18 protein-coding genes and 1 pseudogene are annotated in these 20,943 nt (G+C 61.7%); 7 read left to right on the top strand and 12 right to left on the bottom strand.

Annotation, left to right across the window (positions count from 1 at the left end; all coding sequences use genetic code 11):
• Positions 1 to 1,236, bottom strand: coding sequence for a D-alanyl-D-alanine carboxypeptidase family protein (locus tag D9V28_RS05250; RefSeq protein WP_121658599.1), 1,236 nt, complete (start codon positions 1,234 to 1,236; stop codon positions 1 to 3).
• Positions 1,237 to 1,247: 11 nt separating this feature from the next.
• Complete coding sequence (locus D9V28_RS05245; protein WP_121658598.1) at positions 1,248 to 2,087, bottom strand: TrmH family RNA methyltransferase; 840 nt, start codon at positions 2,085 to 2,087, stop codon at positions 1,248 to 1,250.
• Positions 2,088 to 2,205: 118 nt separating this feature from the next.
• Between D9V28_RS05245 and D9V28_RS05240 the strand changes: the two genes are divergently transcribed.
• Positions 2,206 to 3,057 (top strand): Sir2 family NAD-dependent protein deacetylase, encoded by an 852-nt coding sequence (locus tag D9V28_RS05240; protein ID WP_121658597.1) that lies wholly within the window; start codon positions 2,206 to 2,208, stop codon positions 3,055 to 3,057.
• Positions 3,058 to 3,063: 6 nt separating this feature from the next.
• Here D9V28_RS05240 and D9V28_RS05235 read toward each other — a convergent pair whose 3' ends face one another.
• From D9V28_RS05235 to D9V28_RS05220, 4 genes and pseudogenes are all read right to left on the bottom strand, one after another.
• A complete protein-coding gene (locus D9V28_RS05235; protein ID WP_121658596.1) occupies positions 3,064 to 4,056 on the bottom strand; it encodes an NAD-dependent epimerase/dehydratase family protein in 993 nt (330 codons plus the stop codon).
• A 65-nt stretch (positions 4,057 to 4,121) separates the two neighbouring features.
• A complete protein-coding gene (locus tag D9V28_RS05230) occupies positions 4,122 to 6,701 on the bottom strand; it encodes an HNH endonuclease signature motif containing protein (protein WP_121658595.1) in 2,580 nt (859 codons plus the stop codon).
• 111 nt (positions 6,702 to 6,812) lie between these two features.
• Positions 6,813 to 7,376, bottom strand: coding sequence for a hypothetical protein (locus D9V28_RS05225; protein WP_147440916.1), 564 nt, complete (start codon positions 7,374 to 7,376; stop codon positions 6,813 to 6,815).
• 185 nt (positions 7,377 to 7,561) lie between these two features.
• Positions 7,562 to 8,461, bottom strand: a pseudogene (locus tag D9V28_RS05220) (alpha/beta fold hydrolase); the annotation flags it as partial.
• Between the two features lie 112 nt (positions 8,462 to 8,573).
• Between D9V28_RS05220 and treS the strand changes: the two are divergent.
• Positions 8,574 to 10,307, top strand: coding sequence for a maltose alpha-D-glucosyltransferase (gene treS, locus D9V28_RS05215; protein WP_121658592.1), 1,734 nt, complete (start codon positions 8,574 to 8,576; stop codon positions 10,305 to 10,307).
• A 36-nt stretch (positions 10,308 to 10,343) separates the two neighbouring features.
• Positions 10,344 to 11,045: an exonuclease domain-containing protein gene (locus tag D9V28_RS05210; RefSeq protein WP_229727727.1), complete on the top strand. Its 702-nt coding sequence runs from the start codon at positions 10,344 to 10,346 to the stop codon at positions 11,043 to 11,045.
• A gap of 122 nt (positions 11,046 to 11,167) precedes the next feature.
• On the opposite strand, the gene D9V28_RS05205 is transcribed toward D9V28_RS05210, so the two are convergent.
• The 3 genes from D9V28_RS05205 to glgA form a co-directional block, all read right to left on the bottom strand.
• Entirely contained in the window at positions 11,168 to 11,419 is a 252-nt protein-coding gene (locus tag D9V28_RS05205; protein WP_121658590.1) for a type B 50S ribosomal protein L31, read from the bottom strand.
• Between the two features lie 127 nt (positions 11,420 to 11,546).
• Positions 11,547 to 12,329 (bottom strand): ABC transporter ATP-binding protein, encoded by a 783-nt coding sequence (locus D9V28_RS05200; protein WP_121658589.1) that lies wholly within the window; start codon positions 12,327 to 12,329, stop codon positions 11,547 to 11,549.
• Between the two features lie 63 nt (positions 12,330 to 12,392).
• Positions 12,393 to 13,583, bottom strand: coding sequence for a glycogen synthase (gene glgA, locus D9V28_RS05195; RefSeq protein ID WP_121658588.1), 1,191 nt, complete (start codon positions 13,581 to 13,583; stop codon positions 12,393 to 12,395).
• 46 nt (positions 13,584 to 13,629) lie between these two features.
• Between glgA and D9V28_RS05190 the strand changes: the two genes are divergently transcribed.
• Together D9V28_RS05190 and serB are read left to right on the top strand one after the other, a co-directional pair.
• On the top strand, positions 13,630 to 14,874 hold the full coding sequence (locus D9V28_RS05190) for a glucose-1-phosphate adenylyltransferase (RefSeq protein WP_121658587.1): 1,245 nt from the start codon (positions 13,630 to 13,632) through the stop codon (positions 14,872 to 14,874).
• Positions 14,871 to 15,542: a phosphoserine phosphatase SerB gene (gene serB / locus D9V28_RS05185; protein WP_121658586.1), complete on the top strand. Its 672-nt coding sequence runs from the start codon at positions 14,871 to 14,873 to the stop codon at positions 15,540 to 15,542. Before D9V28_RS05190 ends, serB begins: the two co-directional genes overlap by 4 nt.
• 128 nt (positions 15,543 to 15,670) lie before the next feature.
• On the opposite strand, the gene fabG is transcribed toward serB, so the two are convergent.
• Positions 15,671 to 16,393, bottom strand: coding sequence for a 3-oxoacyl-ACP reductase FabG (gene fabG, locus D9V28_RS05180; RefSeq protein ID WP_121658585.1), 723 nt, complete (start codon positions 16,391 to 16,393; stop codon positions 15,671 to 15,673).
• Between the two features lie 102 nt (positions 16,394 to 16,495).
• Here fabG and D9V28_RS05175 point away from each other — a divergent pair, with 102 nt between their 5' ends.
• Together D9V28_RS05175 and D9V28_RS05165 are read left to right on the top strand one after the other, a co-directional pair.
• Positions 16,496 to 16,849 (top strand): DUF3099 domain-containing protein, encoded by a 354-nt coding sequence (locus D9V28_RS05175; RefSeq protein ID WP_121658584.1) that lies wholly within the window; start codon positions 16,496 to 16,498, stop codon positions 16,847 to 16,849.
• Between the two features lie 217 nt (positions 16,850 to 17,066).
• Positions 17,067 to 17,927 (top strand): SURF1 family cytochrome oxidase biogenesis protein, encoded by an 861-nt coding sequence (locus D9V28_RS05165; RefSeq protein WP_121658582.1) that lies wholly within the window; start codon positions 17,067 to 17,069, stop codon positions 17,925 to 17,927.
• Positions 17,928 to 17,978: 51 nt separating this feature from the next.
• On the opposite strand, the gene D9V28_RS05160 is transcribed toward D9V28_RS05165, so the two are convergent.
• Positions 17,979 to 19,577 carry an ABC-F family ATP-binding cassette domain-containing protein gene (locus D9V28_RS05160; protein WP_121658581.1) on the bottom strand — a complete coding sequence of 533 codons (1,599 nt, stop codon included), beginning with the start codon at positions 19,575 to 19,577 and terminating at the stop codon, positions 17,979 to 17,981.
• 142 nt (positions 19,578 to 19,719) lie between these two features.
• Entirely contained in the window at positions 19,720 to 20,886 is a 1,167-nt protein-coding gene (locus D9V28_RS05155) for a MalY/PatB family protein (RefSeq protein WP_121658580.1), read from the bottom strand.
• Positions 20,887 to 20,943 lie beyond the last annotated feature (57 nt).

The raw sequence follows: 20,943 nt of genomic DNA, 5'->3' as shown, positions 1-20,943 counted from the left end.
TCAGTCGGTGGGGTGGGTGATCCGCCAGCCTGTTCCTGCTTCTTCCAACTCGCCAGCCAGGGCAAGAGGCACGTCGATGACGGAATCGGCGACGGTGAACGTCGCCGTGCCAACCTCGGTGTCTGCCGCGCCGGAGATCAGTGGTTTCGCCGAGACGTCAACCGCGGCAGTGGCGTCCTGCCAGACGAGCACAGACGCCGATTCGGTCGCGACGATGTCCGTTGTGGCGCCCCACGGTGTCGTGTAGCTTCCGAACGAATCACCCTCGCTGACGAGAGGCAACTCCCTGAACCCCGCTTTCATGGTGTCGAGCAGGCTCAGCACAGACGAATTCAAAGCGCTGTGGTTGGGGGCGCCGAGGATCACTCCGACAACGGTGACGGTCTGAGCACCGACGGGAAGTTCAGCGGCGAACAGCAGGCAGGCACCAGCAACCCGGGTCGTTCCCGTTTTGAGTCCGACGACGCCGGCCTGGCCGAGAAGTTTGTTGGTGTTCTTCACCGGCCCGATGACGGGAAGTTCTGCGGATTGGCTCGCAACGATCTCGGAGAGGACAGGGTGGGCGATGGCCATTTGACCAATCCGAACGAGGTCAGCCGGAGTGGACCTGCTGTTCGGATCAAGGCCGCTCGAGTCAGCGAGGTGTGTGCCGGAGAGGCTGTTCTTGTCGAGCCAGGTTTTTGTTGCGGCCAGGAAGTTCTCCACAGAGCCGTATGCCCAGTTCGCGAGCGTGATGCTGTAGTTGTTTGCTGAGGGAAGCATCATGGCTTCGAGGAGCTGACGTTCGGTGAATACCGAGCCGACGGCGACTGGCGCGGCGGATCCGCCTTCAGCGATCACTTCGCTATAGATCCGCTGGTCAGCTGACGTGAGGGTCAGGTCCGGACCGGACTCCCCCGCGGCAAGCGGCATAGCGTCGAGGACGACGAGGGCAGTCACCGTTTTGGTGATGCTCGCCATGGGCGTCGATTCCTGAGCGCCTGTGCTGGAGAGCACCCCGTCGAAGCCGACGGCGCCAATTGCGCCGTTGCCGAAGGCGGGCCAGGCGATCTGGTTCACCGTCTGGGAGATGGTCTCGGTCGGCTCGAGTGTTGCTGCGGTTGCTGGCAGCGGCCGAAGTATCGCGAAGGCGAGGTAGCCGATGACGGCGAGGAGGAGAACGAGAACACCGAAGACGGTGAGCCTGCGCCGCAGGTACACCCGTCGGTCTGACAACGGCTGACGGGACTGATACACGGGGAACGAGTCTATCCGTGCGAGAGGGACGTCCCATCGGAGGCTCGCTGGTCACGGACTGCCCACAGGGCCACGGCACTTGCCGCAGCAACGTTCAGTGAGTCGACGCCGTGTTTCATGGGAATGATCACCGTCGTGTCGGCCGCTTCAAGTGCCTGACCGCTGAGTCCGTCTCCTTCGGCCCCGAGGGTCAGCGCGATTTTGTCCGGCAGGTTCGCGGAGAATTCGTCGAGCGTGATCGCGCGGTCATCGAGTGCGAGAGCGGCAACGTGAAATCCAGCGTGGTCGAGAAGCCGGCGGGCCTCGGGCCACTCCGGCATCCGGGTCCACGGCACCTGCAGCACCGTACCCATACTCACGCGCACACTTCGACGGTAGAGCGGGTCTGCGCAGCGCGGAGTGATGAGGACGGCGTCGGCGCCTATACCGGCGACCGCGCGGAAGATGGCGCCGACGTTGGTGTGGTCAACGATGTCTTCCAGAATGACGATCCGCGTGGCATCCCGAATCAGATCTTCCATCGGCAGAAGCGGTGGGCGGTGCATGGCAGCAAGAGCACCTCGGTGCATGTGGTAGCCCGTAAGCGACTCAAGTGTGGCTGCGTCACCGACGTAGACAGGGACATCGGGAAAATCTGCAAGCAACGGAGTGACATCCGCTATCCATTGTTCCTGCAGCAGGATCGACCGAGGGATGTGCCCTGCGGCGAGGGCTCGGGCGATGACCTTGTGTGATTCGGCGATGTACAGGCCGCCTGCTGGTTCGCTCACGCGGCGGAGGGCGACATCGGTCAACCGGGCGAAATCTTCGAGACCGTCGATGTCGAGGCTGTCAATCGGCACAAGTTGCACGCGGGTTGTCCTTCAGCTCTGTGGCGTAGTGTTTCGGAATCGCTTGATGCAAGTCACGAAACACTACGGACACGTGTGTTGTTTATGATCGGAACATCTGCGAGGTTCGGAGGTTCACATGACAACGCTCGCAAGCGCAACACCCACAGCAGCAGACATCGATCGGCTGAATGAAGCCTACGCGCTCCTGTCGGGCGGCAGGTTTGCTGTGCTCACCGGAGCCGGTTTGAGCACCGACTCGGGGATCCCCGACTACCGGGGGGCTGGAGCGCCGAAGCGCACGCCCATGACGGTGTCGCAGTTTCTTCTCGACGACGCCTCGAAAAAACGGTATTGGGCGGGCAGTCACCTGGGCTGGGCGATGTTCGATGCCGCGCGGCCCAATGCTGGTCATCGCGTTCTTGCCACTTTGGAGGATGCCGGCTTCGTCACCGGTGTTGTCACCCAAAACGTTGACGGGCTTCACGTTCGTGCTGGATCGAAACGAGTGGTTGACCTGCACGGGTCCATGGATCGGGTCAGCTGTCTTGTGTGTGGGCAGACGTTTGCGCGGGCGAGCATTGCTGCGCGGATCGATTCGGAGAATCCGTGGCTGTCGAAGCCGGATTCCGTCACATTGAATCCGGACGGCGATGCCGAAATCGCTTCGGTCGACGATTTCATCGCGCCCGTTTGTTCGGTCTGCGGTGGGGCTCTGAAACCGGATGTGGTCTTCTTTGGTGAGTTCGTGCCGTCAGACAAATTTGCCGAAGCCAGGGATATTGTTTCGACAGCTGATGCTCTCGTGATCGCGGGCTCGTCGCTCGTCGTAAATTCTGGCATCCGTCTTCTTGAACATGCACGCCGGAACAAACTGCCGATCATCATCATCAACCGTGGCGAAACTAAGGGCGACGCGCGTGCCAGTGTGAAGATCGATGCCGGTGCGAGCGAAACGTTGACAGCGTTGGCGGATCGGTTGCTCGCCTAGCGGGACTCAAGATCCGAGGAGCCCAGCCTCAAGTTCGGGAGCGAGGCCGACGGGTGGCCGGTCGGCGCGCTGCGGCGGTACTCCCCCGATGCTTTGGAGCCAGTTCCAGGTGTCGTGAACGGTTTCAGTGATGGGGCGGATCGTCAACCCAGCTGACATAGCTTTTGACACGTCGATGTTGAACATGGTGTCGTGGACTTCTCCGGGTGGTAACCAGATCGGCAGTTGGGTCCATGGTTCTATTCCGGCGTTGAGAACCGTCTCGGTCGACGTCCATTCGAGGTGTCCCGTTGAGTCGGTTGCGTCGAGGCACGAGGTGAGGAGTTCGCCCATGGTTGTGGCGGCGGGCTCGCTGATGACATTGACCGGACCCGAGACACTATTTTGTGCGGCGCCCAGAGACCACGACGCTAAATCGCGTGCGTCGATGTACTGAATACTCGCATTCGGTTTGCCCGGTGCCAGAATTGAGCCGCCTCGAGCTGCGCGGAGCAGCCACCACGGCAAGCGGCCGATGTTTTCATGTGGTCCGAGGATGAGGCCTGGCCGTGCAAGGAGTGAGCGGTCACCGAAGGCATCGAGAACCGCGCGCTCGGCGCCTGCCTTGGCGCGGGCATAGTCATCGAACGTTTCGTCGTCGGGTGAGCTGTTGACCAAGGGAGCATTCTCAGCGGAACCTGCTTCCGTCGGGAATCGGTAGACGGAGCAGCTGGAGACGTACACGTAGCGACCGGCATCATCCTTGAGTACGCGAGCCGTGTCACGCACTGCCGACGGGGCCCATGACCAGGTGTCTGCGACGATATCCCATTCGAGACCTGGAGTCTTGAGTGCCGCTAGCCCTTGAGGATCCGTGCGATCACCCACCAAAGGGGTGACTCCGGGCAACGGCTGTCGGGTCCCACGATTGAATGTGGTGACGTCCCAACCGCGACTGAGTCCTTCCTCGACCAGTGCGCGTCCAACGAATTCAGTGCCGCCCAAAACCAGAAGTCTCATCCGCCCATATAACCGTGTGCGGTTTGTCGAGGACCAGAGCGGTTCACTCCAGGCGTAACGGCGGGTCAGAATGGTGGTGTGTTTGGGTCTCTCGACTCGACTGTGCTCTTGCCGCTGTCGTCGTCGCCGGTGCTGTGACTGTCGCTCTTCTTCCTTTTCAGCCGCTCGACGAATTGTTTGTAGATGTTTTGGCGTCGGGCTTCGTCTTCGGCGGCTTGGGACAGCGGTTTACTTGTCGTGCTGTTCACGCCCGTTGCGTCAGAAGCACCTGCTGCATCCGTTGCGCCTGTTGCACCCGTCGGGTCCGTGTTACCTGTCGCCTCCGTTGGGCGTGCGTGGTCGGGTGGGACGGGCCCTCGGACCGGGTTCTCTGGGTGGGTGAGGTAGGTGCGGCCTTGCGGTGAGGTCCATTTCAGCACCCCGTCACCGAGTTGTTGGACTTGCCAGTCTGTTTCGTGTTTCATTTTGTGGTGCTTCGGGCAGAGGCTGGCGAGGTTGTCGAAGTCGGTGCCGCCGCCGGTGCTGAACGGGTCGGTGTGGTCGATATCGCAGGTGACGGCTTTGCGGGTGCAGCCGGGGAATCGGCAGTACCCGTCGCGGTAGCGGAGGAACCGTTTCATCGCGTTCGATGGTTTGTACTTCGTTTGCCCTAACGACAGTGCGACCCCGTTTTCGGGATGGGTCAGGATTCGGCTGAACTCCGGTGCCTGGGAGGCCAGGTCGCGGGCGGTTTCCGGGTCGATCGGACCGTACCCGTCGAGATTGCCGGGCTCATCACTTCTGCCGAGCAGGGTGAGTACCGGAACGGTGACCATCACGGTCGGCACGATCTTCCGGAAGGCGCCGACTGGATCCGCGCCGGGACCGGTGCAGGAGATTCGGTACACACCGGGCGCCACGGCAGAACCCGTACGCGGCGCGGTTGTGGTGCTGGTCCGGGTGTCGAGGTCTGTGTTGGTGTCGTGTGGGGGTTCGGTGGTGTAGCGGTGGGTGCCGAGTCCGGTGCCGAAGATTCTGGTGCCGGTCGGGTCGGGGGTGGAGAACTCTCCGGTGAAAGATTCGAACATCGCCCCGACGACCACATCAGCATCCAGTTGGGACAGGGTGCGCGGGTCGACCGGTGACTGTAACCGCATGGACTGTGCTCGGATGGTGGAGAACAACGCTTCGGCCAGGGGTGCGGTGGTGAACAGGCTGATCCATGCCATCCCGTCCGCCGCCGGCAGAATTTCCACCCGGCGGTCGCGCACGGATTTGATGCACCGGTCGACGGCGGAGTCCGGGTGTAACCGTTCCCGCAGCATCCGGGTTTTCTGCCGAAATCGTGCCACGGTCATCGTTTTCGCGAACGGTAACGCTGTCTCTTCCAGTTCGGCGGCAGCGGCGTCGGACAGGGTCGAGCTTTGATCGACAAGTTGCTGGGCATGCCGGTAACTGATCTCCCCTCCCCGGAGAGCGTGCAGGGTGAGTGGTAGTCGGTGCATCAGGGCGGCGCTGTCCTCGATCAGCCCGGTCGCGGTGCGTTCCGACACCCGTAAGGTGCAGGCCAGTTCGGAGACGAAGGACCGCAACGCCAAATCCTGACGCTGCGAGGTGGTGCGGGGGTGCTCGGTCGGGGTGACGCCTTCCTCGTTCGTGATCGCGAGGATTCTCGCCCGGTCAATGAACTCGACCTTCCACGCCGCCTGTTTCGCCTCGAGCTTCTCGACCTCAGCGACCGCGTCGATCAGGGTGCTGCAGACATCCGCGACCCGGGCATACTCCGTCGGCGGCGCCGGAGGCGACGGGGGTGGTTCAACAGCCCAATCCTCACCGACGTCGTCAGGGTTCGGATCCGGCGGAACATCGGCCTCCCAATCCGGGCCAGGCTCACAGTCGGGAGTGTCGGGATCGAAAGGGTCGGGCCCGCAATCGTCGAGCTCGCACCCGTCCGACTCGGAATCCTCGAAAGGCACACAGTCCCAACGCGGATCTCCCATGCCTGGCGCCGGTGGAAGATCGATCGCTTCCGGGAACGGATCAACCTGAGCATCATCGTCTGCACGGAGTGCGGGGTCGGGAACGAAATCAACACCGAAATCACCACCGAAATCAGGATCAAGATTGACCCTGGGATAGAGCTCGATACCGCGATCAGGATCAGGATAAGCAACGCCAACAGCATAAGCACGAGCAGCAGCGTCAGCCGCGTCAGCCGCGTCAGCAGCATCGGCAGCGGCAGCGGCGTCGGCAGCAGTAGCGGCAGCGGCATTGATAGCGGAAGCGGCATTGATAGCGGAAGCGGCAGCAACATCGGCAACCAAAGCCGAATCTCCACCCGAAGCGGCGTCGGTAAGGGTAGCGGCGCCGGCAGGGGTCGCAGCTTCGACAGGGGTGGTGGCGTCGGCATCGGCATCGGCATGGGAAGCAGCAACGTCAGCAGCATCGGCATCGTCATCGGCGGTAACGGCGGCGTCGTCGGCTGATGTAGGCGTGGGTGAAGATGCATCGACAGTTGCGGGCGCCGGCGCAAGTGGATGTGCGTTCAGTGGCTTCGCAGACGCATCTCCACGGCCATCAATCGCAGCGCCCGGGCGGACGATGTCAGCCCCGGGTGGATCGTGGTTCTCGTCGCCGGAAGGCCCGACTTCCCTGTCGTTCTCCATAGCTCAAGTCAACACCACACCACCGACATAGCTTCGAATCTAAGTCGACCTGTGGACAAGCGAAGCTGAACACAAGTTCGATGAGGACCAAGCGCCCAAACAAGTGCGCCCTCAGTTCTTCGAAGCGCTCCGCCGCGTGTTGTCGAGGTCGATAAGGACCTGTTCGAGCTGCTCAGCCGACGAACGCCACGCAGACGCATCGTCACTTGCCGTGTCCTCGGCATGCAAAGTCACAACGGGCTGCCCGGTCGCGCTGCCGGTAAGTAAACTCCGCTGCTGCGCACGGGAAACGCCGACAATCACATCGGCTCGACGCGTCATTAAGCTGCGAGTGAGCGGAAAACGCCACAGCAGAAGCCGTGTTCGCATCGACCACGGCGCATCCGCCCGCGCTTCAGGGACACCGCCAGCAATGACAAGGCCGTAGCGACGACCGAATCCTCCCCAGGTCGGCGCAGGCGAAAACATCACGTCAGCCCCGATCGAATTGAGCCGGCGTCCGGTTAGAACTTCGTTCGGACTCAGTGGACTCGGCAACAGCTCCCACGGCAGGTCCGGTAAAGCCTCCAACCGCGTTCCTGGGCCAACGAGCATGACGAACTGTCGACGCTCAGCCAGCGCGTGAATGAGCCCACGACTCATCCGACTCAGGTGGTCATCGGGATCATCGGTCACCCACCGACAATCAACAACGAGCTTCACCGGGACACCTCGTCAGAATCCGAGCTCCTCATCACGCCCGCATCCGCATCCGCATCCGCATCCGCATCCGCTGCATCCGCACCGCGATCCGCTGACGTTCCTGATTCAAAAATGCGATCGGCGTCATGCACATCAGCAGCATCAACCGCGTCTGCGGCACCGTTCTCCCCCGGCACAAGGAATTTCTCAATGAGCGACGCCGCTCGAGCCGGCAATTCATAGTGAATGAGGTGCCCGACGTCCGGAAGAACCTTGAGCGTGGCATCCGGAAACAGATCAACAAGCGTGTGCTGCGCACTCACCGGTGTGATGTCGTCACGGTCGGCCGCGATCAGCAGCGTCTGCACATCAATCGACCGCGCAAACTCACTGACGTCATGTGAAACGGATGCCTTGAACGCTTCAAGCACAACGTCACGATCGCTGAACGCACTGAAGTACCTGTCATGCTCGCTATGAATCCACCGACGCAGCGACCTCGATTTGGTCTTGGCCATCGTGATACTCATCACTCGCACGATGATCCGATTTTTGAGCAACGCAAACCCCAGCCGCTCAGGAAGAATTGCGCCCATCTGATAGTAGAAAACAGCAAGTCGAGTGAGGATGCCACGTGGCCCTGAGAGCGCGGGAGCCGCGATCGGATTCACCAGGACAAGCTGATTTGTGGAAAGGTCTGTGCGCGCCAGGGCTGCAGAGACCACGATGGACCCGAACGAGTGGCCAAGCAAAACGGGAACTTCATCGAGGTGAAGCGCATCAACAAACCGCTGAAGCCACCCGGCATACCCGTCAATGTCGTGGCGGCTGAGCCGAAGCGGTTCGGACTCGCCAAAGCCGGGCAGGTCAGGGCTGATCATGTGAAACCCGGGCAGGTGGGCGACAACCGGCTCAAGTCCGTGGTGGTCGCCTCGAAATCCATGCACCATCACGATTGTCGGACCATTCGACGGCGTTCCGTACTCCCAGTACGTGGTGAGGCTAGCGCCGATCAGAACCGAGTGCTTTGTCACCGGGATGCGACCGAGAAGAGTGGAATAGGGCGAAGTGGGTGTCATTTGTTTCCAGTTTAGGCTTTGACATCCCGTCCAGCCTGAGACCCGCACCTAGACTTGCTCCAAGTACTCACCGAGCACCTGATCTTCCTCACAGAGACGTGATTGGAATCCAGTGACGTTCACCGCACCGATCCAACTTCCCGGCCTCGCGCGCGACCCGCTCTGGTACCGCAGGGCCATCTTCTACGAGGTCATGGTTCGCTCGTACGTCGACAGTAACGGCGACGGCGCTGGCGACCTGCAGGGTCTCGTCACTCGACTCGACTACCTGCAGTGGCTCGGAATCGACGCACTCTGGCTTCCCCCGTTCTACTCGTCGCCGTTGCGGGACGGCGGGTATGACGTGTCCGACTACCGCACCATCCTGCCGGAGTTCGGCACGCTGGACGAGTTCAGGGACCTCGTCACCAGAGCCCACGAACGCAACATGCGCATCATCATCGACCTGCCGCTCAACCACACCTCAGACCAGCACCGCTGGTTTCATGAGTCACGGGAAAACCCCGACGGTCCATACGGCGACTTCTATGTCTGGAGCGACACAGACGAGAAATGGCCTGACGTCCGCATCATCTTCACCGACACCGAGGATTCGAATTGGGCGTTCGACCCGGTCCGCCGACAGTTCTTCTTCCACCGGTTCTTTTCGCACCAGCCTGACCTCAACTTCGAGAACCCCGCAGTGCACGATGCCATGTTTGAGACCGTTCGCTACTGGCTTGATATCGGAGTCGATGGCATCCGTCTCGATGCCATTCCTTATCTTTACGAATCGGATGAGGGAAACGGCGAAGGTGAGCCCAAAACCCACGATTTTGTGAAGAAGCTTCGCGCCATGGTCGATCTGGAGTACCCAGGACGGGTGCTCATCGCCGAAGCCAACCAGTGGCCACGCGAAGTTGCCGAATACTTCGGTACCGATGAGGAGCCCGAATGCCATATGGCGTTCGACTTCCCTGTGATGCCACGCATCTTCTACTCCCTACGTTCGCAACAGGCTGAGGAACTCGCTCGAGTGCTTTCTGAGACACAGGATGTTCCGGAGTGGGCCGGGTGGGGAGTTTTCCTTCGAAACCACGACGAGCTCACCCTCGAAATGGTGAGTGAGGACTATCGTCAGGCGATGTACGGCTGGTACGCCTACGACCCGCGAATGCGTGCCAATATTGGCATCCGGCGTCGGCTCGCTCCCCTCCTGGACAACTCACGCGCCGAACTCGAACTCGCCCACGCACTTCTGTTCTCGCTCCCCGGCAGCCCTTTCATCTACTACGGCGACGAGATCGGAATGGGCGACAACATCTGGCTCGCTGACCGGGATTCGTCCCGCACGCCGATGCAATGGACACCCGACCGTAACGCTGGCTTCTCGTCAGCAGACCCAGGAAAGTTGTTCCTGCCCGTCGTGCAGTCACTTGTCTTCAACTACACGCTCGTCAACGTCGAGTCACAGCTCGCCCAGTCCCGATCGCTGCTGCACTGGGTGCGCAACGTTATTCACGTTCGACGGGGACATCCGGCGTTCGGCCTTGGTGGAATCGACGTGCTCGAAGCCAGCCACGAATCGGTGCTGAGCATCGTCCGCAGCTATCAGGGGTCGGGAAGAACAGGCGACCAGAAAGAAGACATCCTCTGTGTGTTCAGCTTCTCCCATCACCCGATCGCCACGACGATCACCGCTCCGGACCTCGCGGGCTGTCGTCTGTTCGATCTCTTCGGCGGCGGTGAATTTCCGCCGTTCGACGAGAACGGCACGGTGACACTCACGATCGGAACCCAGAGTTTCTACTGGCTTCATGTTGCACGGCCAACAGACTCACCGTTTTCGCAACACCGGCACGGCTGAGTGGGGGTGTCGGTTGTCGCGCTTAGAGTGACAACCGTGGAAACAACAGCGGTAAAGCACTGGTCAGAATCACTCGCCGTCTTCGATTTGGAGACCACGGGAATCGACGTGACAACCAGCCGCATTGTCTCCGCAAACGTGGGGGTTCTCGATCAAGACGGCACCGTGCTTCGGCGTCGTGACTGGATCGCAGACCCCGGCATCGAGATCCCCGCCGAGGCAACAGCCGTTCATGGCATCACCACTGAATACGCTCGATCGGTTGGCCGTTCAGCGAGGATTGTGGTCGCCGAGATCGTTGACACCCTCCGCGAGATCTTCGATGAGGGAACCCCCGTCGTCATCTACAACGCGCCATATGACTTGTCTCTGCTCTTCAACGAAGCGCTGCGCCATGGCATCCCGCCGTTGAGCAGTCCGATGCCGGTGATCGACCCCCTCGTCATCGACAAGGCGCTCGACAAATACCGCAAGGGCAAGCGCACCCTCGAAGCGGCCGCGGCGTTCTACGGTGTCGAACTCACCGATGCCCACGACGCCGGTGCAGATGCCATCGCAGCTGGGAGAGTAGCTCAAGCCCTTGCCCGGGTCCACGAACGAGCCCTCGACATCGATGCCCTCGAGCTGCACACGCTGCAGACCGGCTGGTGCCAGGAGCAGTCAGACAGCTTCCAGGACTACATTCGCCGCACCAAGGATGCGACCTACGTCGCGTCGTCAGGATGGCCAGTTCGCTGAGTGCAATGTCAGAGCTTGCAATGTCGGTGATTGCAATGTCGGTGGCGCCAGGTGGCGCCAGGCCGGCATGAAAAAAAGACCCGCAACTTGCGTTGCGGGTCTTCTTTTCGAAAGCTGCTGATCTAGGCGCCGAAGCCCTTGAAGCGCTGGTTGAACTTCTCGACACGACCGGCCGAGTCCATGATGCGCTGCTTGCCCGTGTAGAACGGGTGTGACTCGGAGGAGATTTCAACGTCGATGACCGGGTAGGTGGTTCCGTCTTCCCACTCCATGGTCTTCGAGCTCGTCACCGTCGAACGGGTGAGGAACGTTGCGCCCGAAGCGAGGTCGCGGAAAACTACAGCCTGGTAGTCGGGGTGGATGTCAGTCTTCATGAGGACTTCCTTGTGAGTCGTGTGGATTGTTTCAGTCTCGCGCTTCATCCGAGTTGAACAACCCGGAGTGCGGCAAGAAAGCTTATGGCCCCTCGGGCCAGCTACCTACTTTATCAGATAGACAGCGTTACTGGGCACGGGCCGAGAATCGGCCGTTGTTTTCACTGAGTTCGATCGACAGTCCGAACGTCGCGGTGAGGCTCTCTGACGTCAGAGCCTCTGTCAGCGGGCCGCTCGCGACGATACCGCCGTCTTTCAGGAGCAAGGCGTGAGTGAACCCGACCGGGATCTCCTCGACGTGGTGGGTGACCATGACGATGGCGGGTGAACCTTCGGACTGCGCGTATCCGCCGAGCAGTGTGACGAGCTCTTCACGTGAGCCGAGGTCTAGGCTCGCGGCGGGTTCGTCGAGAAGCAGAAGCTCTGGGTCGGTCATCACGGCACGGGCGATCTGGACGCGCTTCTGCTCGCCGTCGCTCAGTGTGCCGAACTTGCGGTCGGCCAGGCCTTCAAGGTGCCACTCAGTCAGGACGCGCTTTGCGCGCTTGACGTCGATGTCCTCGTACTCCTCGTTCCACCTGCCGGTGACCGAGTACGCCGCGGTCATCACAACGTTGAGGACTGACTCATCGGCTGGCACACGGCGAGCCATCGCTGTCGACGCAATGCCGATGCGCGGACGAAGCTCAAAAACGTCGACCTTACCGAGGGCGGAGTCGAGGATGTCGACGGTGCCGCTGCTCGGATACATCATTGTCGACGCCAGTTGCAGCACCGTTGTCTTTCCTGCTCCGTTGGGGCCGAGAACGACCCAACGCTGGTCGGCCTCGACCGACCATGACACGGAATCCACGATCGCACGACCATTGCGTACGACCGATACGTCACTCAACTGCAAAACGCTCGACATGGTTCAAGCCTATCCGTCCGAGAGCCTCACCCTCGTCCATTTCGCCTCTGTCGGGAGGGTGGGTCAGTTGCCGGCGAGCACCGAGCGGTAGAGGTCGACGGTCTGGCGACCGATCTGTGCCCAGCTGAACTCGGATTCAGCCCGCTTGCGCCCGGCCTCACCCATCTGACGCGCGCGTGCGGGGTCCGATACAACCTCAGTGAGTGTCGCTGCAAGGTCGGCAACGAAGCGCTCCGGGTCGACAGGCGTGCCCGTTCCGTCGGTCACCTGCTCGATGGGAACGAGTCGCCCGGTGACGCCATCGTCCACAACCTCAGGGATTCCCCCGGTCGCGGTACCGACAACGGCTGCGCCACACGCCATGGCTTCAAGGTTGACGATGCCGAGCGGTTCATACACGGACGGACATACGAAGGTTGTCGCCGCAGTCAGGATCGCGCACAGTTCGTTACGCGGCAGCAGCCGGTCGATCCAGACAACGCCTGACCGCTGCTTCTGCAGTTCACGAACACCCGCCTCGACCTCGGCGAGAATTTCCGGGGTGTCAGGCGCACCGGCGCAGAGCACGAGTTGCACATCGGCTGGCAACAGCGCAGCAGCGCGGAGCAGATACGGCAGGCCCTTCTGGCGGGTGATGCGCCCGACGAAGACCACACTGGGGCGGTCCGGGTCGATACCGAGCGAACGCACAAGCTCATCGTTCGAGAGCGGCTTCCACTGGGTGAGGTCAATGCCGTTGTAAATCGTGTGCACGCGGGACTCATCCAGTGCCGGATAGCTTCGCAGGATGTCACGCCGCATTCCGTTGCTGACGGCCACGACAGCATCCGCTGCTTCAAATGCCGTCTTCTCGATCCAGCTGGAGACACGATAGCCGCCGCCGAGCTGTTCGGCTTTCCACGGGCGGAGTGGTTCAAGACTGTGCGCAGTGACGATATGCGGGATGCCATGCAGCAGCTTCGCAAGATGGCCAGCGCCATTCGCGTACCAGGTGTGTGAGTGCACAAGGTCGGCGCCCCCGGCATCCTGCGCCATCAGCAGATCGGTGCCGAGGGTGGTCAGTGCGGGGTTCGCGCCGGACAGCTCGGTTGGGATGCCGTAGGCGACGGTGTCGGGTTCGGTCCTTTCGGCGCCGAAACACCGCACAGTGACATCGATGTCCGACCGCATGGCCGTCACCAGTTCGGCCGCGTGCACTCCGGCTCCGCCATATACCTCCGGGGGAAATTCCCGGGTCAGAAGATCAACTCGCATGACACGAACGCTAGTACACCCCTGAGGCCTGCAATAGTCTGGATGCATGGTCGCATCAAAGAAGATCTTCGGGATCGTCCTCGCCGGAGGTGAGGGCAAGCGTTTGATGCCCCTGACCGCCGACAGGGCAAAGCCCGCAGTCCCGTTCGCAGGTCAGTACAGGCTCATCGATTTTGCCCTGTCAAACCTCATCAACTCCGGACTCACCCAGATCGTGGTCCTCACGCAGTACAAGTCACACAGTCTCGACAGGCATGTCTCCCAGACATGGCGCCTGTCAGGCCTGCTGAACTCGTATGTGGCCTCGGTGCCAGCGCAGCAGCGACTGGGCAAGCGATGGTTCTCCGGATCAGCCGACGCGATCCTGCAGAGCCTCAACCTCATCCGGGATGAGAAGCCAGACATCGTTGTGGTTGTCGGAGCCGACCACGTCTACCGGATGGACTTCCGCGAGATGGTTCAGGCGCACATTGATTCCGGTCGCGGTGCAACGGTTGCGGCCATTCGCCAGCCGATCGAACTCAGCGACCAGTTCGGTGTCATCCAGCTCGACGCGAACGACCCGACGAAAATTTCCGAGTTCCTCGAGAAACCCATCAACGCCGACGGCCTCGCCGATGCCCCGCACGAGGTGCTCGCGTCGATGGGTAACTACGTGTTTTCGACGGATGCCCTCATCGAGGCGGTCATTCGCGACGGGGAGCGCACCGATTCCAACCACGACATGGGTGGCGACATCATCCCCGCCTTCGTCGAGGCAGGCGACGCCGGCGTGTACGACCTCAAGAACAATGACGTCCCAGGTTCCACCGACCGCGACCGGTACTACTGGCGCGACGTCGGAACCATCGACTCATTCTTCGAGGCGCACCAGGACCTCATCTCCACGCTCCCGATCTTCAACCTGTACAACAGCGCGTGGCCAATCTTCAGCCAGCAGCTGAACTCACCCCCGGCGAAGTTCGTGAGGGATGCCAAGGGCAACCTGGGCACCACCATCGACTCGATCGTCTCGCTTGGATCGCTCATCTCAGGGGCACACATCGAACGCAGTGTGCTCGGCTCATGGTCAAAGATCGAATCCGGCGCACGCGTGGTCGACAGTGTGCTGTTCGACCGGGTCGAAGTTCAACCGGACGCCATCGTGCAGCGGGCAATCCTCGATAAGGACGTCGTCGTTGAGGCGGGAGCCACCATAGGGGTCGATCATGCTCGTGATCGGGCCAGGGGGTTCACCGTGACCGAATCCGGACTGACCGTCGTCGGCAAGGGAGTGCGCGTCACTCCATGAGTGTTTCTCCGACGCCGGGCGCACCAGCCCCGGCACGTTTCCTTGTCGTGCTCGACGCCGATTCAACACTCATCGAGAATGAAGCAATTGAGCTGCTCGCGGAAGAGGCAGGCTCCCTTGACCACGTCGCTCGGGTGACCGAGCGAGCCATGCGAGGTGAACTCGATTTCGCCGCCAGCCTTCGCGAACGTGTTGCAACGCTCGCTGGTCTCAGCGAATCGGTGTTTGGCGCCGTGCGGTCTCGCATTCGTATCACGCCTGGCGTCCCCGAACTTATTGCGGGTCTGCACGACGCCGGATCGCTTGTCGGCGTTGTGTCTGGCGGTTTTCACGAGTTACTTGATCCGCTCGGCGAGACGCTCGGGCTCGATCACTGGCGGGCCAACCGCCTCGAGGTGGTCGACGGTCGCCTCACAGGTAAGGTTCTCGGACCCATCATTGACGCTCGCGCGAAAGCAGACACCCTTGCAGACTGGGCCGCAGCGGACGGTATCCCCCTCAGGCAAACGGTCGCCGTCGGTGACGGAGCAAACGACTTGCTCATGATGGAGGTTGCTGGCCTCAGCGTCGCGTTCAATGCGAAGCCCGCTGTACGCAAGCGCGCGAACGTCACGGCCGGCCGCGTCAACCTCAGCGACGTGCTGCCGCTTCTCGGGCTCCGCGGCTGACACACCAGTCGTTGAAAGCGTGCACGCACGCCGGTTGGGCCTTGCTGCGGGTACAGTTCAGCGCACCGAGCGGCTACCGCGCATGACATTGCGGCAGTCGCTCGGTGCGCTGTAGTCCTGCTTCGGGGTTAGTGTCCCATGCCGAGGCCGCCATCGACGGGAATGACGGCACCGGAGATGTAACCGGCGTCGTCTCCGGCCAGCCACGCGACCGCTTTCGCCACCTCGGCTGGCGTGGCGAATCGGCCCGCCGGAATGCTCTTTTTGTATTCAGCCTGTGTCGCGTCAGGCAGCTCCGCCGTCATGTCGGTCTCGATGAAGCCAGGAGCAACAACGTTGGCCGTGATGCCTCGAGCACCGAGCTCCCGGGTGATCGACCGCGCCATTCCAACGAGGCCGGCCTTTGATGCTGAGTAGTTCACCTGGCCTGGTCCCCCGTACAGCCCGACGACGCTCGAGATCAGGACGACGCGGCCGAACCGCGCCTTGAGCATCCCTTTCGACGCACGCTTGACTACGCGGAACGCTCCGCCGAGGTTGGTGTTCACGACACTGTCAAAGTCATCCTCGGTCATGCGCATCAAAAGCGTGTCTTTGGTGATGCCCGCGTTGGCAACGACAACTTCGACCGGGCCGAGCTCACGCTCGATCTCCGTGAAAGCGGCGTCGATCGAATCGGCGTCGGTCACGTCGGCGCGTACCGTGAGGCTGCCCGCTGGGCCCTCGCCTGACCGTGCCGTCACGGCCACACGGTGACCCTGGGCGATGAACTCTTCAGCGATGGCGAAACCGATTCCGCGGTTGCCGCCCGTGATGAGGACCGTGCGGGGGGTGACAGATGTCTGAACCAAGAAATGACCTTCCGGAGGGTGCGTTATCGGAGGTGTGAGTCTGCTTTCACTCACACTGTGAACCAGCTTATGGGCTGAGAAAGGAGCGTAGTCTTGGGGGTGATGAAACAGCCATCCATCACCTCACTCCCACCGTCGCCCGAAGCGGAGCGACGGGCGCGGATGATCAAGTACACGATCGCCATGAGCGTTCGTGTGGTTTGTCTCGTTCTGATGCTGTTCGTCCACGGCTGGTGGCAAGCACTGTGTGTCGCTGGGGCCATCATTTTGCCATACGTCGCAGTGGTGCTCGCCAACGTTGGAACGACCGCGCCCGCAGCTGAAGTCATCAGCCCAGGTGCGCTGGTTCCGCTGCGCGAGCAGCCACGTATGCCAGACTCACATGCCGCCGAGCCTGATGTGAGCAACGGTTCGGCCCCATGGCCCGACTCCGACGAGAACAAGCGGAGCGCATGATCGGTCTGTCTTCAGAGCCGGAACGTCTGGCTTGTTCACGTGCGGGATGCTCAGTCACTGCCGATTTTCGCATCGAATGGCGTAACCCCAAGATTCACTCGGCTGATCGGGTGAAAGTGTGGCTCGCGTGCGCCGAACATCGGGAATATCTCGAGAATTTCCTCTCATCGCGGGACTTCCCGGTGAACGTCGTTCAGCTGAGCCCGGAGGATGCACCGTGAGAAATTGGCGATTCGTGATGAGCCGCCGGTGGTTTGGCTATTTGGCCGTCGCCGTCGCATTCGCGATTGTGTGCGTACTCCTTGCCAACTGGCAGCTGTCACGCAAGGACGAGAAGGCCGCAGAAATCGCGCTCGTCGAGGGCAACTACGACCGGTCTCCCGCGCCGCTGACAGACGTGCTCCCCACTCTCGACGCATTCGAGGACTTGGACAAGTGGGTTCCTGTCACGGTGACGGGAACCTACCTGGAAGACGAGGAACTACTGGTTCGGAACCGCCCACGGAGCGGCCAACCCGGTTTCGAGCTCCTCACGCCACTTCAGCTCGCCGATGGCAGCGTCTTTATCGTCGACCGCGGCTGGCTCCCGACCGGAAACGAACAGGATCTCCCCGACACCATTCCTGCCCCGCCGACAGGCGAAGTGACGGTCGTGGCGCGCCTGAAAGCGGGCGAACCGCCTTTGCCAGGGCGAGGAGCAGCGGAGGGTCAGATCGCCACGGTGAACCTCAGCGATCTGCAGCAACGACTCGATGTTCCCGTCTACACAGGGGCGTACGGTCTGCTTGAATCCGAAACTCCCCCGCCGACAGAAACACCACCGCTTCCAGCGCTGAAGCCGGTGTTCGACGAGGGCATGCACCTGTCCTATGCATTTCAGTGGTTCATCTTCGGGCTGCTTGGGTTCGCGTTCCTGGCGTACGCCGTGCGCGAGGAATACCGTCATCTCAATGCAGACCACCCGGCCGAACAGAAGCGGGCAGCGGAACGCGAGCGGAAACGCGCGGCGAAGCGTTCGGACTCGGACGTCGAGGACGAACTTCTTGACGGTGCGCCCGAATCAGAGTCGGTTCGTTAGAACGGTAATGCGCGGTCTGGCCGATACCGTCGAGTGTCGGCCAGAGGCGCGCTACGCGAGCTCGATGAGCTCGAGGTAGTCCTTGTTCCAGTGGTCCTCGACACCGTCGGGCAGGATCAGGACCCGTTCGGGGTTGAGCGCCTGCACGGCACCTTCATCGTGGCTGACCAGAACGACGGCGCCCGTGAAGTGGGCAAGTGCATCGAGGATTTCGGCGCGGCTCGCTGGGTCGAGGTTGTTCGTTGGCTCATCGAGCAGCAACACGTTGGCGCCAGAGACGACGATCATGGCCAGCGCAAGTCTCGTTTTCTCTCCACCGGAGAGCACTCCGGCCGGCTTGTGCGAATCGTCGCCGGTGAAGAGGAACGAACCGAGAACCTTGCGCGCTTCGGTTTCCGTGATGTTCGGCGAACTCGACACCATGTTTTCAAGCACGCTGCGCTTGACGTCAAGGGTCTCGTGTTCCTGGGCGAAGTACCCGATCCGGAGACCGTGGCCAGGTTCGACCTGACCGGTGTCCGGTTTGTCGACTCCGGCGAGGATACGCAGCAGCGTGGTCTTACCTGCACCGTTGAGGCCGAGGACGACGACCTTTGAACCACGGTCGATAGCCAGGTCAACCGCGGTGAAAATTTCCAGCGATCCGTAGCTCCTGGACAGGTTCGACGCCATGAGCGGTGTCCGTCCGCACGGAGCGGGGTCGGGGAAGCGCAGCTTCGCCACTCGCTCGACCGACCGAACCTCTTCAAGCCCGGACAGCATCTTCTCCGCACGCGCCACCATCTGGTGCGCCGCGGCAGCCTTCGAGGCCTTCGCCCCGAAGCGGGCAGCCTGAAGCTGCAGCGTCGAAGCCTTCTTCTCGACGTTGACACGTTCTTTCTTGCGACGCTCCTCGTCCGATGCCCGCTGGCGCTGGTAGTTCTTCCAGTTCATGTTGTAGACATCGATGACCTGGCGGTTGCCGTCGAGGTAGAACACCTTGTTGACGGTCTCACCGACGAGCTCGACATCGTGGGTGATGACGATGAAGCCGCCGGTGTATGACTTGAGGAACTCACGGAGCCAGACCACGGAGTCGGCGTCGAGGTGGTTTGTCGGCTCGTCGAGGATCATCGTCCGCGCATCAGAGAACAGGATTCGTGCCAGTTCGATCCGTCGGCGCTGACCGCCGGAGAGTGTGCGGAGCGGTTGGTCGAGGATGCGGTCTGGCAGGTTGAGGTTGCTGGCAATCGATGCCGCTTCAGCCTCAGCCGAGTATCCGCCGAGCATCTGGAATCGCTCTTCCAGGTTGCCGTACTTCTTCATGGCGGCAGCGCTCACGGCAGCATCGGTTGAAGCCATTCCGAGAGTGGCGTCCTGCATCTCGAGAACAATGGATCCGAGACCGCGAGCGTTGAGGATTCGGGTGCGGGCCAGTTCGTCCGGGTCTCCGCTTCGTGGATCCTGCGGCAGGTAGCCCAGTTCGCCAGAGCGATCCACGCTGCCGTTCGACGGCAGCAACTCGCCAGCGAGAACTTTGGTCAGAGTGGTCTTTCCCGCGCCGTTTCGGCCAACCAGACCGATCTTGTCTCCGGCAGCTACTCGAAAGTTGACGCCCTCCATGAGGACTCGTGCCCCGACGCGAATTTCGAGATCGTGCACAGTGAGCAAAGCAAAGTCCGTTTCAAGCAAGGCGCGCCAAAGAGCGCAAAAAGTGGGGGTCAGCCCTCTAGTCTACGTCGCTGGGCCTCCGCGTGATCACCACAAGTTCCCGGCAAGCCGATCATTCGGTCAATCGGCACCACCCGTACCGTCAGTTCTGGCGAGAAATTTGCGCGATTCGGGTGACAGCATCCGTCAATAAATCAGGTGAACAGGCCAGGTTCAACCGCGCATACCCGGCACCGTGCTCGCCGAAATCGACGCCAGCGCTCAACGCCACCCGAGCCTCGCGCAGAATGACGTCGGCCGGATCGTCGCCCCACCCCAGCGCCCGAAAATCGAGCCACGCGAGGTAGCCTGCATTCGGACGCGTCCAGGTCACCCCAGGAAGGTGTTCGGCGAGCAGCTGATCGAGCAGGTCGATATTGGCGGCAATCGACGCGAGGACACCATCGAGCCACGCCTCTCCCTCAGAGTACGCCGCGACGCCTGCCAGAACACCGAACTGTCCGGTGCGCCAGGAAACCTCGATCGGCAACGCTGCCATTACTTCCGCCGACTGCTCGCCCTGACCGACAATCACCGCGCACTTCAACCCGGCAATGTTCCACGCCTTGCTGGCCGAGTGCACGGCGAATCCGGTAGCACGTGCGTCGTCTGAGACACTCAGATACGGGGTGAACGTCGAGCCCGGCTGTGTCAGCGGTGCGTGGATCTCGTCGCTCACCACGGTGACCGAGTATGCGGCGGCGAGTCGCGCCACCGCCTCCAGGTCCTCGCGGGTATGCACCAAACCGAGAGGGTTGTGCGGGTTGCAGAGCAGGAACGCGCGGGCCCCGTCCCGGAACGCCGACTCGAGGGCGTCGAAGTCCAAACGGCGTTGTGTGGTGCCGGTCTGGGTCGACTCAGCGAGAGGGATGGCGAGAACGGATGCTCCGGCCTCAGTCACCAGGTCGAAGAACGGCGCGTAGACCGGTTCAGTGATCACCACGCGGTCACCGGGTTTCGTGACAGCCCGGAGTATCTCGACGATGCCCATTGAGACATCAGCCGTCGAGAGGAAGGACGCGTCCTCCAGGTCCCACGCCCAACGGCGGGAAGCGAATCCTCGGAACGCCCCGAACACGGGATTTGACGACGAGACGTAGCCGGTGTCGCCGCGATCGACAGCGGCGTGGAGGGCCGTGCGGATCGGCTCGGCCAGCGGATAGTCCATCTCGGCGACGAACATGGGGAGCACGTCCGGCGGGTGCTCTGTCCATTTCTCGCTCGTGCGCGCACGAAGGACCTCGAGTGGAGCCGCCGAAACAGGGTTCATGCTCCGACAGTACAGACTGCAGCTGTCCACAACGAACGAACGCCCCCTTCAAAAGAA

Origin of the sequence: Mycetocola zhadangensis, from assembly GCF_003668565.1 — a bacterium.
GTDB classification, from domain to species: Bacteria; Actinomycetota; Actinomycetes; order Actinomycetales; family Microbacteriaceae; genus Mycetocola_A; species Mycetocola_A zhadangensis.
Note: the sequence above shows the minus strand (reverse complement) of the source record. Positions and strands in the feature narration are given on the sequence as shown.